General features: G+C 40.2%; 13 protein-coding genes. All 13 read right to left on the bottom strand.

From position 1 onward, the window contains the following. Positions 1–4: 4 nt before the first annotated feature. The 13 genes from murG to parC all read right to left on the bottom strand — a co-directional run bounded on the left by murG (position 5) and on the right by parC (position 15548). On the bottom strand, positions 5–1111 hold the full coding sequence (murG, locus tag H4J76_RS01510; RefSeq protein WP_182229973.1) for an undecaprenyldiphospho-muramoylpentapeptide beta-N-acetylglucosaminyltransferase: 1107 nt from the start codon (positions 1109–1111) through the stop codon (positions 5–7). Beyond that, positions 1098–2348 carry a cell division protein FtsW gene (gene ftsW / locus H4J76_RS01505; protein WP_259366772.1) on the bottom strand — a complete coding sequence of 417 codons (1251 nt, stop codon included), beginning with the start codon at positions 2346–2348 and terminating at the stop codon, positions 1098–1100. The genes murG and ftsW overlap by 14 nt, the downstream gene beginning before the upstream one ends. A gap of 41 nt (positions 2349–2389) precedes the next feature. Further along, entirely contained in the window at positions 2390–3811 is a 1422-nt protein-coding gene (gene murD, locus H4J76_RS01500; RefSeq protein WP_182229971.1) for a UDP-N-acetylmuramoyl-L-alanine--D-glutamate ligase, read from the bottom strand. A gap of 62 nt (positions 3812–3873) precedes the next feature. Beyond that, positions 3874–4956 (bottom strand): phospho-N-acetylmuramoyl-pentapeptide-transferase, encoded by a 1083-nt coding sequence (gene mraY, locus H4J76_RS01495; protein ID WP_182213320.1) that lies wholly within the window; start codon positions 4954–4956, stop codon positions 3874–3876. Beyond that, on the bottom strand, positions 4950–6362 hold the full coding sequence (gene murF, locus H4J76_RS01490) for a UDP-N-acetylmuramoyl-tripeptide--D-alanyl-D-alanine ligase (RefSeq protein ID WP_182229970.1): 1413 nt from the start codon (positions 6360–6362) through the stop codon (positions 4950–4952). The genes mraY and murF overlap by 7 nt, the downstream gene beginning before the upstream one ends. Then, positions 6359–7942: a UDP-N-acetylmuramoyl-L-alanyl-D-glutamate--2,6-diaminopimelate ligase gene (locus H4J76_RS01485; protein ID WP_182229969.1), complete on the bottom strand. Its 1584-nt coding sequence runs from the start codon at positions 7940–7942 to the stop codon at positions 6359–6361. The genes murF and H4J76_RS01485 overlap by 4 nt, the downstream gene beginning before the upstream one ends. Next, positions 7935–9713 carry a penicillin-binding transpeptidase domain-containing protein gene (locus H4J76_RS01480; protein ID WP_182229968.1) on the bottom strand — a complete coding sequence of 593 codons (1779 nt, stop codon included), beginning with the start codon at positions 9711–9713 and terminating at the stop codon, positions 7935–7937. Before H4J76_RS01480 ends, H4J76_RS01485 begins: the two co-directional genes overlap by 8 nt. After that, positions 9710–10024 carry a cell division protein FtsL gene (ftsL, locus tag H4J76_RS01475; RefSeq protein WP_182213312.1) on the bottom strand — a complete coding sequence of 105 codons (315 nt, stop codon included), beginning with the start codon at positions 10022–10024 and terminating at the stop codon, positions 9710–9712. Before ftsL ends, H4J76_RS01480 begins: the two co-directional genes overlap by 4 nt. A 16-nt stretch (positions 10025–10040) precedes the next feature. Continuing rightward, entirely contained in the window at positions 10041–10982 is a 942-nt protein-coding gene (gene rsmH / locus H4J76_RS01470; protein ID WP_070377051.1) for a 16S rRNA (cytosine(1402)-N(4))-methyltransferase RsmH, read from the bottom strand. A gap of 82 nt (positions 10983–11064) precedes the next feature. After that, the gene (gene mraZ, locus H4J76_RS01465) at positions 11065–11523 is read right to left on the bottom strand and encodes a division/cell wall cluster transcriptional repressor MraZ (RefSeq protein ID WP_070374782.1); all 459 of its coding nucleotides are present in this window, start codon (positions 11521–11523) and stop codon (positions 11065–11067) included. A gap of 256 nt (positions 11524–11779) precedes the next feature. Beyond that, positions 11780–12577 carry a sulfite exporter TauE/SafE family protein gene (locus tag H4J76_RS01460; RefSeq protein WP_259366318.1) on the bottom strand — a complete coding sequence of 266 codons (798 nt, stop codon included), beginning with the start codon at positions 12575–12577 and terminating at the stop codon, positions 11780–11782. A 78-nt stretch (positions 12578–12655) separates the two neighbouring features. After that, positions 12656–13147 carry a YcxB family protein gene (locus tag H4J76_RS01455; protein WP_182229967.1) on the bottom strand — a complete coding sequence of 164 codons (492 nt, stop codon included), beginning with the start codon at positions 13145–13147 and terminating at the stop codon, positions 12656–12658. Positions 13148–13238: 91 nt separating this feature from the next. Continuing rightward, the gene (gene parC, locus H4J76_RS01450; RefSeq protein ID WP_182213307.1) at positions 13239–15548 is read right to left on the bottom strand and encodes a DNA topoisomerase IV subunit A; all 2310 of its coding nucleotides are present in this window, start codon (positions 15546–15548) and stop codon (positions 13239–13241) included. Between the last annotated feature and the right edge of the window lie 160 nt (positions 15549–15708).

Here is a 15708-nt window from a genome sequence, read left to right as displayed (position 1 = left end):
CTCATTAGTTAACTAACTCCGCGCAAGTATTAGCAACACGGAGAGTTGCATCAACGTGAGCAGCATCGTGCGCCGCTTTAACCATCGACCTTACTACGCTGTCGGAAATAAAAAGGCTGTTAAGCATTTGCGCTAAAGTCGTACCGTTAAATTCTTTTTGTGGTAATAATTTTGCAGCACCACGTGAAACTAAATACATCGCATTTTTGGTTTGATGGTCATCAACGGCATGAGGTAAAGGCACAAAAATAGCAGGTTTAGCTGCCATAGCGAGTTCTGAAACGGTTAAGGCACCTGCTCGGCAAACAACAATGTCTGCCCATTGATAAGCGGCCGCCATATCTTCAATAAATTCAGTCACTTTAACTTTATCTTCTGACAAGCCAAACTTTTTATAGCTGGCCAGTACTGCTGTTTGATTATCACGACCCGTTTGATGCCAAACGTCAATATTTTGCAGTTGTATTTGTTTTAGCGCTTGTGGCACGGTTTCATTCAAAATTTTAGCGCCAAGACTTCCACCAACCACTAGTACTTTTTTACTACTACTTGGATTCTCGGGGATCACTGGCGTTAACGCGGTTATTTCTTTACGCAACGGGTTTCCAACCACCTGAAAGTCAATATTAGCGGTAAAAGCGTTTGGGAATGCACTCAACACTTTAGTGGCAATTTTCGCTAAATAACGGTTTGTCATGCCAGCAACCGCATTTTGTTCATGTAAAACTAAAGGGATCCGCATTAACCAAGCAGCAAAGCCACCAGGAGCACTTGCATAACCGCCCATGCCTAAGACAACATCGGGTTTTACTTTGCGTAATATCGCAATTGATTGTAAAACCGACAGTAATAATTGAAACGGTATTTTAACACGCTCTAACAAGCTTTTATTGCGTACACCGGCAATATTGATAAATGAAATATCAAAACCATGCTCAGGAACAATTTTTGCTTCCATACGTTTTTCAGTGCCAAGCCAATGTATCTTCCAGCCTTGAGCTTTGAGCATTTCTGCCACAGCTATACCTGGGAAAATATGACCACCTGTGCCACCAGCCATCACTAATAAAGTGGGTGCTTTTTTGCTAGTTGTATTTTCAAATCCAGTCATATTGTTCACCCTCCTTATCATCTTTAGTTTTGGGTTTTACTACTATTTTATTCATTGCATTACTTTTTTTTATTTTGTTTTTCTTTGATTTTTTCTTAGTGGTCGCCTGAATACTTTGCAAACGTATCTCATGATCTATTCTCATCAAGATAAACACCGCCATGGTCATAATGATCATCGAGCTACCGCCATAACTTAATAACGGCATCGTTAACCCTTTAGTGGGCACTACACCTGCACTAGCACCAACATTGACCGCAGCTTGAAAGCTTATCCAAATACCAATAGCGTAAGCAAAAAAACCTTCGAAATATTTTTCTTTTTGTAAAGCGGCTCTGCCAAGTAACAGTGCCTTGAGCACTAAAAACATACTCAGCATTAAGATCACGCTTATACCAATAAAGCCAAGTTCTTCTGCAACAACCGCCATAACAAAATCGGTATGCGCTTCGGGTAAATATTCTAGCTTTTGAATACTATTTCCTAACCCTTGTCCAAAAATCTCACCACGGCCATATGCCATCAATGATTGTGTTAATTGATAACCACTGCCAAAGGGATCTTCCCAAGGGTCTAAAAAGCCGGTAACTCGCGCCCAACGATAAGGAGAAAAATAAGCGAGCGCGGATAATAAACTAATGCCAACGCCAGATACACAAGCAAATTGCCAAAGTTTAGCGCCAGCTAAAAATAACAGACCAAAAGTGGTCACAAACATCACAACAATGGTACCTAAATCTGGTTGCATTAATAACAAACCACCAAGTACAGTAAAGACAACGAGTGGTTTAGCAAACCCTTTAACGTTTTCCATCACTTCATCACGACGTCGAACAAGATAAGACGATAAATAACAAAAGAAAAACAATTTCGCAGGCTCTGCCGCTTGTAACGTTATTGGACCCACAACAATCCACCGTGTCGAACCATTAACCGTTCGGCCAATCACTAACACCACAACTAACAGCAAAATCCCCAATAGCAGTAAATGCCCACTATGTTTTTGCCAAAGACTCATCGGTACGCTCATCGTGACAACGGCCACCAACAAACTTATACAAATATAAATAAAGTGACGCTCGACAAAATGAAACGGGTCATTGAACAATCTTTCTGCAACAGGCATAGACGAACTGGCGACCATAATGAGACCAATCATATACATACTAATAGCGAGTAATAAGTACGTACGATCAAATGTAGCGCTGCTAGAACCTTGCTCTGCCGATAACCACATGGGTAGTTTTATATTATCGAGTTTAGAGAGAACTGATGTTGTCATGAGTTCTCCTCTGGCAAGCTTGGTGTTTTATTTTCTCCGCTCAACTTGTTAACCGCATTGACAAAGACTTCGCCACGTTCAGCAAAGTTCTTGAACATATCAATGCTGGCACAAGCCGGTGAAAGTAACACTACATCACCTGATTTAACGATATTGCCAAGGATATTAATCGCTTGTTCAATACGGGTAACTTTACTATTTTTTATCTGTGCTTTATTAGCGACAGCAGCCACTTCATCGCCGTCTTTACCTAAGGTAAAAACATGGCTAACATCTTTAGAAAAAACGTTAGTTAATGGGGAAAAGTCTGCTCCTTTGCCATCGCCACCCGCAATAACATATAAGTTGTTATCTACTGACATCATAGCGGCTAAGCCTTCAATCGCTGCTAGGGTTGCACCAACATTGGTTGCTTTAGAGTCGTTAATCCATTGCACATTTTTATACGTTGATATCAGCTGACATCGATGTTCCAAGCCTTTAAATTCAACTAAATGTACTAACATCTCATCAAGTGGCCAACCAGCACTATGACCTAGTGCCAATACCGCTAAACAGTTCAAGGCATTGTGTAAACCGGCAATAGGTAGTTGATTAACACCAATAAGTGGCTTTGAGCCAAACATTAATTGTCTTTGTCCATCAATCACCGACATGCCAAAATGACCATCGAGTGCAGCATCGCTACCAAACGAAAGTGACTTTTGCGCCTTACCAACAAGTTGAGTATTAACATCATCACGATTAGTAATAGCCGTTTGACACTGTTGATATATACCTCGTTTAATCGCGGCATAGTTTTCTAAGGTTTTATGACGATCTAAATGATCATCGCTCACATTTAAAACAGTTGCGGCAATCGCCTTCATACTGCGTAATGTCTCTAATTGAAAACTAGAAAGTTCTAAGACTAAGCAGTCGAGTGATTTTTGCGATTGTTCTAGTACCGGTACTCCAATATTACCGCCTAGTTCAACTTTTTTACCCAGTCTTTGTCCGAGAAAAGCCAATAAAGACACCACCGTTGATTTACCATTTGAACCGGTAACAGCAAGAATAGCGGTGTTATTATTTTGACAATAAAGCTCAACGTCTCCAGCAACAATACAATTTTTGCTTATCTGCTTAGCAATGTCAGCAATACTGGTATCTACACCTGGGCTGACCAGTAAAACATCGGCTGAAGCGATCAGTGTTTTATCCCAGCCACCTAACGTTAACGCTGTATGTGGAAACTCTTGCTTAAAAACGTCAATATTAATGGCATTATCACGACTGTCATTTACCGAGCAAGTTAAGCCATTTTTTGCTAAATAACGCACACAAGACAACCCTGTTAACCCTGCACCGAGGACAACAATTTTTTGGGTTGTTAACTGCGCTATCGCTAGCGGAGCTTGTGAGATTTTTTGCGTCATTTTATGCTTTATACCTACTTTAAATACTATTTTTTATTAAACGATTTATTAATCAATCATTGTTAGCGTAGTTTTAATGTCGCTAAACCAATCAATACCAGTACTAATGAGATAATCCAAAAACGGACAATAACTCTTGGCTCAGGCCAGCCTTTTAATTCGTAATGATGGTGAATAGGCGCCATACGGAAAATACGTTGGCCACGTAATTTATAAGAGCCAACTTGTAAAATAACTGACACCGTTTCCATAACAAAAACACCGCCCATAATGAACAACACTAATTCTTGTCGAACTAAAACTGCGATAACACCCAAGGCTGCACCAAGTGCTAAAGAACCAACATCGCCCATAAATACTTGTGCAGGGTAAGTGTTAAACCAGAGAAATCCTAAACCTGCGCCAACGATAGCCGTACAAACAACCACTAACTCACTCGCCATCGCAATGTGGGGAATATTTAAATATTCAGAGAAGTTTGCGTGTCCTGTCATGTAGGCAAAAATAGCAAAAGCGCCGGCGACCATGATCGTTGGTACTATTGCTAAGCCATCTAAACCATCAGTTAAATTAACTGCGTTACTGGTTCCAACAATCACAAAGTAGGTCATACCAACGTAAAAAATACCCAGTTGAGGTAATACGTCTTTAACGAACGGAATAAGTAAACTTGTTTCTTCGGGACTTTGAGCAAGAGAATATAAAAACAAGGCGGTCGCTAAACCCGCAACGGTTTGCCAAAAGTATTTCCAACGCGCAATTAAACCATTAGGGTCTTTGCGAATAACTTTTCGATAATCATCAACAAAGCCTATTAGGCCAAAACTGGTGATAACAAAAAGCACAACCCAAACGTAGGTGTTACTTAAATCGGCCCAGAGTAAAACACTGACCACAATAGCGGCTAAAATTAACAGCCCACCCATAGTCGGCGTGCCGGTTTTCACCAAATGGCTTTCGGGGCCATCATCGCGAACAACCTGACCCACTTGCATATTTTGCAAGAAACGGATCAGCTTAGGACCAAAGTACAAAGATATAGTTAACGCGGTTAATGTACTTACAATGGCGCGAAATGTTAGATAAGAAAAAACATTAAAAAAACTGTAATACTGTGTTAAATATTCACTTAGCCAAACTAGCATGAACTTATCTCCGATGATTTATGTTCTGAAGTTGACGAAGAGAGTTCTATATTTTTACGCCAGTTAATAATATCTTGCACTACATTTTCCATACGGGCACTACGTGATCCTTTGACTAAGATAGAGATCGCTTGCTGCTCATTTTCCAATAAAGAAGTTAAACAACGCATTAACGACACTCTGTCACTAAAATGTTGGCCATTAAAAGCATCAGCTGAACTTTGACTCAGCACGCCCAGCGTCAGTAAATCATCAATTTTGCATTGTTTAGCATAATCGCCAACTTCATGATGATAACCTCGAGCTTGTGCGCCCAATTCGCCCATATCACCAAGGATAAGGATGCGTCGGCCTGAGTAGCTAGCCAATAAATCGCTAGCCGCTTTTATTGATTCAACATTTGCGTTGTAAGTATCATCAATTAATTTAAACGTGGGTGTTAACTGATGTAAATTTAATCGGCCTTTCACCGGTGACATTTCAGCCAAGCCTAAACGAATATCGTCAAGGCTAGCACCAAATTCTAAAGCAATCGCAGCTGCAGCAACCGCATTACAAACATTGTGTTTCCCCGGCACCGTTAATTCAATGAACGTATTGCCAGAGTGAGTATTAAGCTTAAAGCCAGCACAACCTGTATCATCAAGTATTACATCACTTGAGAAACAGTCAGCAGCTTGTTCACATGAGAACGTTCTTACTTTTTTGTCAACCAAACGCCATTGCCATTTATTGGCAAATTTACAATCTTGGTTATATAGAGCAATGCCGCCACTGCTTAGGCCTTCAAAAATTTCACCTTTTGCACGTGCCACACCGCATAAATCGCCAAATCCCTCTAAATGAGCCGCGGCAATATTATTAATAATAGCAACATCAGGCTTCACTAATGCTGAGGTGTAAGCTATTTCACCCATATGATTTGCACCCAACTCAACCACAGCAAATTCGTGCTGTGACTCAAGGCGCAATAAGGTTAGTGGCACACCAATATCGTTATTAAAATTCCCTTTTGTTGCTAATACCTTGCCCAAGCGTGATAAAATTGCCGCTACCATTTCTTTTACTGTGGTTTTACCACTACTTCCGGTAATAGCAACCGTTTTAGGGGCAACTTTTTCTTTCACATAAGCAGCTATCTTGCCTAAGGCTTTATGCGTATCTTCAACAATAATTTGAGGAATACTCAGTTGGCAATCATCTTGAACAATCACGGCTGCACAACCTAATTCAATCACCTGATTCAAAAAACGGTGTGCATCAAAATTTGGCCCCTTGAGCGCAAGAAATAATTCACCCTTTGCTAATGCTCGACTATCGGTATTAATGCTATCAATAGTGATGTTTTCTCCAACGAGCTTACCATCAACGGCTAAAGCAATTTCAGCTAAGCATAATGGGATCATGAGATTGCTCCTGCAGTGTTACTTTGTTGTTGATAAACGTCATAAATGGCTTTAACCAATTCACGTTCGTTATAATTAATTTTTTCATTAGCTACTATGATGTAGTCTTCATGGCCTTTACCCGCAAGTAAAACCATGTCATCAGCCTTTGCTTTTGCCAAGGTAGCTTTGATCGCGGCTTCGCGGTCAAGTAAAACGGTGATTTTTTCAGGAAAAAGACACCCCGCGAGCATATCGGCAACGATATCTTCAGCTTTTTCTGTTCTTGGATTATCTGTGGTAAACACCAGATGATCAGCACCATTCTCGGCTGCTAGCGCCATTAGTGGTCGCTTACCTTTGTCTCTGTCTCCTCCACAACCAAACACCACCCATAGCTCACCTTTACAATGGTGGCGACAAGCATGCAGTGCACTGACTAATGCATCGGGAGTATGTGCATAGTCAACAATAGTGGTCGCTTTATTATTAGCTTTAAATGTTTCCATGCGGCCAACAATCGGTGTTAATGCTTTAACCGCTAACGCGATATCATGTAATGAAATATTTTTGCTCATCAATACAGCAATACCCGCTAATAAATTTTCAATATTGAAATCGCCCATTAGCACGCTGTCAATTTCTTGTTGACCAAGATGGGTATTCAAGATGAATTGAACACCATTAGCATGGGTTTTAATCTCACTGGCTTGGGCATAAGCTGAAAATTGAGTAACTGCGGCCGATTTACCATAAACAATAAGACTTTGCTTATTTGGCCAATGCGCTAACCATTGTTTACCTTGCTGGTCATCACCATTAATAATGGCTATTTGTTTGGCATCATGACTAAAAATTTGATATTTGGCGTCAGCATAGTTTGTCATGGTTTTATGATAATCAAGATGATCGCGTGTCAAATTGGTGAACACGGCAATATCAAGTAAATTTGCTATAACACGCCGCTGCTCAAGTGCATGAGAAGATATTTCCATAGCAACATTTTTACAATGATCTGCAGAGAACTCAGCCATTAACTGATGCAACTGTGTTGCTGCCGGTGTCGTGTTTTCAACGGTTTGTAGCGATTCAATTTGTCCAGCGCCATTGGTGCCTATAACCGCTGTTCTTTGTTGGCAACTCGCTAATAATTTTGAGATTATTTGACTGGTGCTGGTTTTACCATTGGTGCCAGTAATACCTATAATCGTCATATTATCTTGTGGACTTTGATAATACCCCTTAGCAAATGAAAATAACTTTTCATTGAGTTGATAGAAATAGACTTGTGCTATTTTTTTATCTGAATTTTCTGTCGTTAAATAAACAATTTCACCATGTTGGCTGGCATGGCTGCATTCAGCAATGATTAACCCACACTCTAATGATACGGCTTGGTTAATATAATCATTACCATTTTGCTGATGGCCGATAATCGCACAAAAGACATCGCCCGCTTTTAATTTACGGGTATCATTAACCAAATCTCCACAATTCATTGGGAAATAAGCCCGTTCAGCCAATGCGGGTAACGGTAAATTAAACCGTTTAAAAACGTCAAATAATAGTGCTTGGCTCAATGAAAAAGTAAACTTAGGCATCGGCATGCTCCTGTTTTACTTTCATTGTTGGCTTGTCTTCAATGACCACAGGTCTTATATCAGCAACACGCTTTGCATCTGGGGCAATATTTAATACCCGCAATGCGCCTTTCATTACTCTTGAAAAGACAGGGGCAGCAACTTCGCCACCATGGTATAAATCGCCGCCAGGTTCATTGATAACAACAACAACCACAATCTCAGGATCAGAAATTGGTGCCATGCCAGCAAACAAGCCAACGTATTCGTTGCCATAGCCACCAGCGAAAGCTTTAATTGCAGTGCCCGTTTTGCCACCAACACGGTAACCTTCTACCTTAGCATTTGGGGTATGCTCATTAACCACATTTTCTAACATGCCAACAACTTGTTCACTCGATTGCTCTGAAAAAATCCGTACATCTCGAAGTGGAATAGTATCCAAGGTATCTTTTTTGATAATAGTGAGCGGCTTTTTAGTGCCGCCATTAGCTAAGGTTGAATAAAAACGTGCTAGTTGAAGCGGGGTTGCCGCAACACCATGTCCCCAGGATAAGGTCGCTAATTCAAATTTCGACCAACGTTGGCGATCATGCATAATACCTGAACTTTCGCCAACTAAGCCAACACCGGTTTCTTCGCCAAAGCCAGCATCAAAAAATTTATTCAGTAAAAATTCTTTCGGTACTGAAAGTGCTAATTTTGTCGTGCCCATATTTGATGAATGCACCAAAATATCAGTAATACTTAATTTACCACGGTTAATAGGATCGCCAACTCTGCGGCCACCTAAACGCATCCAACCTGGACTGGTATCAATAATGCTGTCGGCTTTTACCGAACCAAACTCTAAGGCGGTTAATGCAGTTAAAGGTTTTAAGGTTGAACCCGGTTCATAAAAATCGGTGATCGCTCGATTTCGAAAACGATGGATCGCTGTGTTTCGACGATTATTAGGATTATAAGATGGGCTATTTACCAGCGCTAAAATTTCGCCGGTATGAACATTAGTAACAACGACTGAGCCTGATGTCGCTTTAAATGCTTTTACCGCACCTTTTAATTCTTTATAAGCGATGGCTTGAATACGCTGATCAATACTCAAAACGATATCTTTGGGCTGAGTAGATTCTTGCTCAGACAGTATTTCTATTTTACGGCCCTTAGCATCTTTACGGTATTGTTTTTCGCCGTCAGTTCCCGTCAGTAATTGATCGTAAACGCGTTCAACACCCTCGATACCTTTGTCATCTACATTGGTAAAGCCAACAACATGAGCGCTTATTTCTCCTGACGGATAAAAGCGTTTTGATTCTTTTCGTAAATGAATACCCGGTATTTTTAATTCTTTAATGTATTTAGCCATTGCTGGCGATACTTTACGTTCAACATAAACAAAACGTTTAGTTGGGTTTTTAACAATACGTGAAGTTAGTTTGTTAACATTACGCCCTAAAACATCGGCAAGTGCTTGCCAATGCTCTTTCATTGCTAGCGCATTGTTGTCCATGATAATTTTAGGATCTGCCCACACGGTTTCAACCGGGACACTGATCGCCAGTTCACGGCCGTTACGATCGACAATTGAACCACGCTGTACGGTATGAGCAGCGGTACGTAATGAGCGCATATCTCCCTGTTTTTTCAACATGTCGGGTTCAATGATTTGAATATATGCACTGCGAGCCAACAAACCTGCATAAACAAACACTATTAGGCCGACCACAACGTAAAAACGCCATGCCACCGAAATTTGCTGTTTATCTACTTGTTTCTTCACTAACTTGCTCATTGTTGTTGAATGATAATTTCCGAATTTATATTCGGTCTTTTCATCTGTAATAATTTTCTAGCTTTGCTTTCTATCGTACTGTGCTCAGCTAGGCTGTTTTGCTCTAACAATAAATTACGCCACTCAATATCTAACTCATCTCTTTCTGTTAATAATATTTCTAAACCACTGGTGGTTTGACGATTTAAATGGGTGAAGTAAATCACCGAAAATGCCGAAATAACCACCATAACTAACAACAGATATATAAATATATGTCGCTGAATGTCGTACCAAACTTCTAATGGCAATGCCATTTTTGAGTTTGCCATAACTATATCAGCCGCATTAAAGCGGTAATCTCATTGCAACCCGCATGACTGAACTTCGTGAACGTTTATTTTCTTCAACTTCACTTTCACTGGGTTTTAGTCTTCGACCAACAAGTTCTAATTTTTTACCTTTATTCAATTCTGCTTCACTGATCGGTAAACCACGAGGCACTTTTTTGCCTTGCGAGTGTTTTTTCATAAACTGCTTAACAAGACGGTCTTCTAATGAATGGAAGCTAATAACCACTAAACGACCATTTTCAGCAAGTACTGATAATGATGCCGCAAGTACTTTTTCAATTTGCTCTAACTCACTATTAATGTAAATACGGATCGCTTGAAAGCTTCGTGTCGCTGGGTGCTTTTTAATTTCGCGTTGTGGTGCTGTCGTTTGAATGATTTTGGCTAACTGACTAGTACGGGTATAAGGGGTTTCTTCACGTGTATCAACAATGGCGTTAGCAATTCGCCAAGCGTGTTTTTCTTCACCAAAAGTACGTAGTACCCAAGTAATATCTTCAACATCAGCCACAGCAATCCATTCTGCTGCGGTTTGTCCACGCGAAGTATCCATACGCATGTCTAATGGGCCATCATTCATAAAGCTAAAGCCACGTTCGGCTTCATCAAGCTGTGGCGAAGACACGCCAAGGTCAAGGAGAATACCGTCAACTTTACCAAGTAATTGATGCTTTTCAGCAATATTTTGTAAGTCGGCAAAGCCTTCGTGCTCAATAGTGAATCGAGCATCGTCAGCAAATTTTTCTGCCGCTTTAATTGCCGTAAGATCTCGGTCAATGGCAATAAGTCGACCATTTTCAGAGAGTTGAGAAAGTATAAGGGCTGAGTGCCCGCCTCGACCAAACGTACAGTCGATATAGGTACCATCGGGGTTGATTGCGAGTCCGGTCACTGCTTCGTCAAGCAATACCGAGATATGTGAATTATCTAATTTCATTTTGGGTAACACCATGTTACTGAATACCAAGTGATCAATTCGGTATCGGGTTATTAACTATTTTTAGTCTTATTTTTGCTATTTACAGTGATAAGTCTAACAAGCGGTCAGTCAGTTCAATTTCACCCGACTGAATTTGGCTAATGCCTTTTTGCATTTGCGCTTGCCAAGCATTTTCACTCCAAATTTCAAATTTCTTTAATTGTCCTACCAGCATCACACCTTTTTCTAAATTGGCATGTAAACGCAACGGACCATTAATCAATAAGCGACCACTCTTATCAATTTCACAATCAGAAGCATTGCCTAAAAGTACTTGCTGTAACAATCGTTCTTGTGGGTTCATACTCGATAAACTACACAATTTTAATTCTATTTCTTCCCATTCAGGAAGCGGGTAAAGTAGTAGGCAGGGATGTTGAATATCAACGGTACAAACCATTTTTCCTTGGCAATCGGCAAATAGCTCTTCGCGGTACTTGGTCGGTACCGTGATTCTATTTTTACTGTCGAGCGTAATTGCGCTTGTGCCTCTAAACATAATCCTGCTTTATTATTTTAGTAATCCTTTAAGATCCACTAATTCCCACTTATTCCCACATTGATACAGTTTAGTGAGAAAAGTGAAGTCATGTCAAGCAAAGATTGGTATAAATGATCTGGCCGAACGCCAATAAAATTAAGGCTTTGAGCAAAGTTGATGAATTTGTGGGGTTTTGTGGATCCTTGCCCCAGAATATGTAATACAATTAATTTTTTAGCTAATTTCGAAGAAAAGATGAGCGGTTAGCGACTACTTACTTGATACCAATGAGTCCTATTATTAACAACCAAAAAGCAAAAAATAATTTCAACTTAGTTGCTGAGAGGTGCGTCACTAAGGTCTTAGCAAAAATACCGCCAAGCAAGGCACCTGGGCCTGCAAATAGCACCACTTGCCAATAAACTTCAAATTGAATCAAGGTATGCTGCCAGATGGCGGACCAAACAGTAAAAGCTGAAACAATCACGGCTGCGGCCACCGCCATGCTAATGTCAAAACGTCGAAGAATTAAATAAATAGCCAATAACTCACCAACACCTACCGATAGCCAAGCGGTAAGCGCACCACCAAATAGTCCTATGGTGGTTAAAGCGAGCCAATCAAAAAGGTAGAGTTGGCTACGCTCGCGATGTGGCTTAATAAAGAAGATAGTGCCAATTATAAATAGGCCAAGCACTAAAGAGAACCAGCTAAAGCTGTGATGCAAAGAAGTGGGTGAGCTAAGTTGATTACCATAAACAAACCAAATACCCATAATTGAGCTTATTGTGGTCACACTGATAATACGTTTAAACCCTTGCCATAAACGTAATTGTGTTTTTTCACTATGGTAATGAAACCACCAAGTAAAAGCGCCGGCAGTCATACCAAAACATTGAATAGCAAAGCTGGTCGCTATAGATTGTTGTTCAGTAAAGTTGAGTTGATTAAACAATGGGATAAAGACAACCCCGCCACCTGCTCCCGTTGAATTGGCAAAAATACCGCCAAGTAAGCCAATAAAACTAAAGACCCCATACTCACGAATGTCTTCGATAGCTATAGGAGACATTACTAGCATGCCAAACCAAATCGAAATGAATAATAAAATAAATTTAGGGTTATTTAAGCGAAAAAAATTCACTGAATATTAACGCTTACTTTGCTGAGCCTGTTTATCGGTAAGGAATGTTATCGCTGCTGCCGATAAATTTTTATTAGAAATGTAACTACGCCCCTGAGCGTGTCTTATTAACCAACCTAGCTGGGTGTTTTGTATTAATTGCACGTCTGACCACAATAATGTCAAGCTAGCGTAAAATGATTTACTCACAATGCCCTGTTCATCAATCGTTAAATCAACATTACCTTTGGCGGCTTTACTGAGCATTTGTCGCATCACCCACCACGGTTTTTGATAATAGGTACTGACGGCTTCAAGAATACCTAAAGCAAAAACAAACCAAGCTGCATAGGGATTCATTTCGGTAAACAGTACTAACAACATTCCAGCAACGGTTAAGGCAATTGATTTTTTATAGGCGCTTATTGAAGTAACGATGACAACAGATTCGCTAAAACATTCTTGAAAATGGGCTTTGTCTAATTCGTAGGTTGTTGAGTAGGTAAAAGGCTGTGACATAAAGATAAAAAACTCAGGTAAAATAATAATGTTATTTTACCTGAGTTTTTAATAAATGATGAAGTAAATAGTGATTAAAAGTTACGGTTACTTATATCTCATCATTGGCTGTTGGAATTACCACGTCTTCCATGTTAATTTCTTCGGCGATCATACCCACTTCGACACGGTCAACGCGTTGTAGACCTCTTGGTAACTTATTGCCACGGCGACCACGCTCACCACGATAGTGTTCAACATCGCTGGCTTTTAAGGTTAACTTACGTTTACCCGCGTGCAATGTTACCGAACTTTCTGCTGAAATAACGTTTAGTATCGAAACAAATTCTTCACGGCTTTTCGCTCTTGCTGCAGAAATATTAATAATTTTGTTACCTTTACCTTTACTAAGTATCGGTAAGTCTTTGACTGGAAATACCAGCATTCGACCTTCAGACGTAATGGCAAGCACTAACATATTATCAATATTAGCAATTGGTAATGGTGTATTCACTTTGGCATTTGCTGGCACGCTTAATAATGCTTTACCATTCTTATTGCGGCTGATCATGTCAGAAAATTTACCAACAAAACCATAGCCAGCATCACTGCTGAGTAAATATTTGCTTTCATCACTTGCCATTAAACTCGTGACAAACGTTTCTCCTGTCGATAGGCTAAAACGGCCACTTAACGGCTCACCTTGGCTTCTTGCCGTTGGCAATGTATGAGCGTCGGTGGTGTAAGCACGCCCCGTTGAGTCAATAAAGACCACAGGATTATTGCTGCGCCCTTTTGAAGAACATAAGTAGCTGTCGCCTGATTTATAACTCAGCGCTTCGGGTTCAATATCATGACCTTTGGCACAACGCGCCCAACCCTTGTGAGAAACGACAACGGTAACGGCTTCACTGGGGACTAAATCTTTTTCAGATAGTGCTTTTGCTTCGCTGCGCTCAATAAGAACAGAACGACGGTCATCACCATATTTTTCAGCCGCTTCTTGAATTTCTTTTTTCATTAGCGTATTCATTCGCGCTGTTGAGTTTAATATTTTTTCAAGATATTCACGTTCTATATTAAGCTCTGCTTGCTCTGCTCTTATTTTAATTTCTTCAAGTTTAGCAAGTTGGCGAAGCTTAATTTCTAAAATTGATTCTGCTTGACGTTCTGATAAATCAAAACGAGAAATCAGTTCTTCTTTGGGTTTATCAAAATTTCGAATAATTTCGATAACTTCATCAATATTTAAATAGGCGATCAATAAACCGTCTAATAAATGTAAACGAGCTAACACTTTGTCGAGACGATACTGCAAGCGACGACGCACAGTTTCGCGACGATATACCAGCCATTCTGATAAAATAACCCGCAAGTCTTTTACTGCAGGTTTATTATTCAAGCCAATCATATTTAGATTAACACGATAACTTTTTTCTAAATCGGTACTGGCAAACAAGTGATTCATTAATTGTTCTATATCAACTCGATTAGAACGAGGGATCACCACTAAACGGGTTGGATTCTCATGATCAGACTCGTCACGCAAATCAACCACCATAGGTAGTTTTTTCGCATTCATTTGCCCAGCAATTTGTTCAAGTATTTTGCCGCCAGAAGCTTGATGAGGTAAAGCTGTAATAACAATATCACCCTGCACAACCTCAAAGATGGCGCGCATCTTAATACTACCTTTACCGGTTCTATATATTTTTTCAATATCGGCTTTAGGTGTAATTATTTCAGCATCGGTGGGGTAATCAGGACCTTTGACATACTCAAGTAAATCACTAATTTCCGCTTTAGGTTGTTCAATTAAATGCACACATGCATTAGCCACTTCACGAACGTTATGGGGCGGAATATCGGTAGCCATACCAACAGCGATGCCGGTAATACCATTTAAGAGTATATGAGGTAAACGAGCAGGCAAGGTTTTAGGTTCATTCATGGTACCGTCAAAGTTTGGTGTCCAATCAACGGTGCCTTGACCTAATTCGGCGAGTAATATTTCGCTAAAACGTGATAAACGTGATTCGGTATAACGCATAGCAGCGAAAGATTTCGGATCGTCTGGCGCGCCCCAGTTTCCTTGTCCGTCAACCAGCGGATATCGATATGAAAATGGCTGAGCCATTAATACCATAGCTTCATAGCAAGCAGAGTCGCCATGTGGGTGAAATTTACCCAGCACATCACCAACAGTACGCGCTGATTTTTTATATTTTGCGTTGGCAGACAAACCTAATTCAGACATCGCATAGACAATACGTCTTTGAACTGGCTTCAAGCCATCACCAATATGTGGTAAAGCTCGATCCATGATCACGTACATCGAATAGTTTAAATAAGACTCTTCGGTAAATTGTCGAAGTGGTCGCTGTTCAATACCTTCGAGGCTAAAATTAAGCGCGTCTGACATGAATTAATTCCTGAATTGTCAACCTGTTAGGGAGTAGCCCTACACGTGACTTTGGTTATTATTTTTAGATTACATTTAGCTAGACTCTAGCTTATATGATTATATAGCTGTTGCCAATCAAGATGCGCCTTTGAGAGTACATTTTGAATGACAATAGGGA

Source organism: Colwellia sp. BRX9-1 (assembly GCF_014077195.1).
In the GTDB taxonomy this organism is placed as follows: Bacteria; Pseudomonadota; Gammaproteobacteria; order Enterobacterales; family Alteromonadaceae; genus Colwellia_A.
This window is presented reverse-complemented; position numbering and strand designations above follow the sequence as displayed.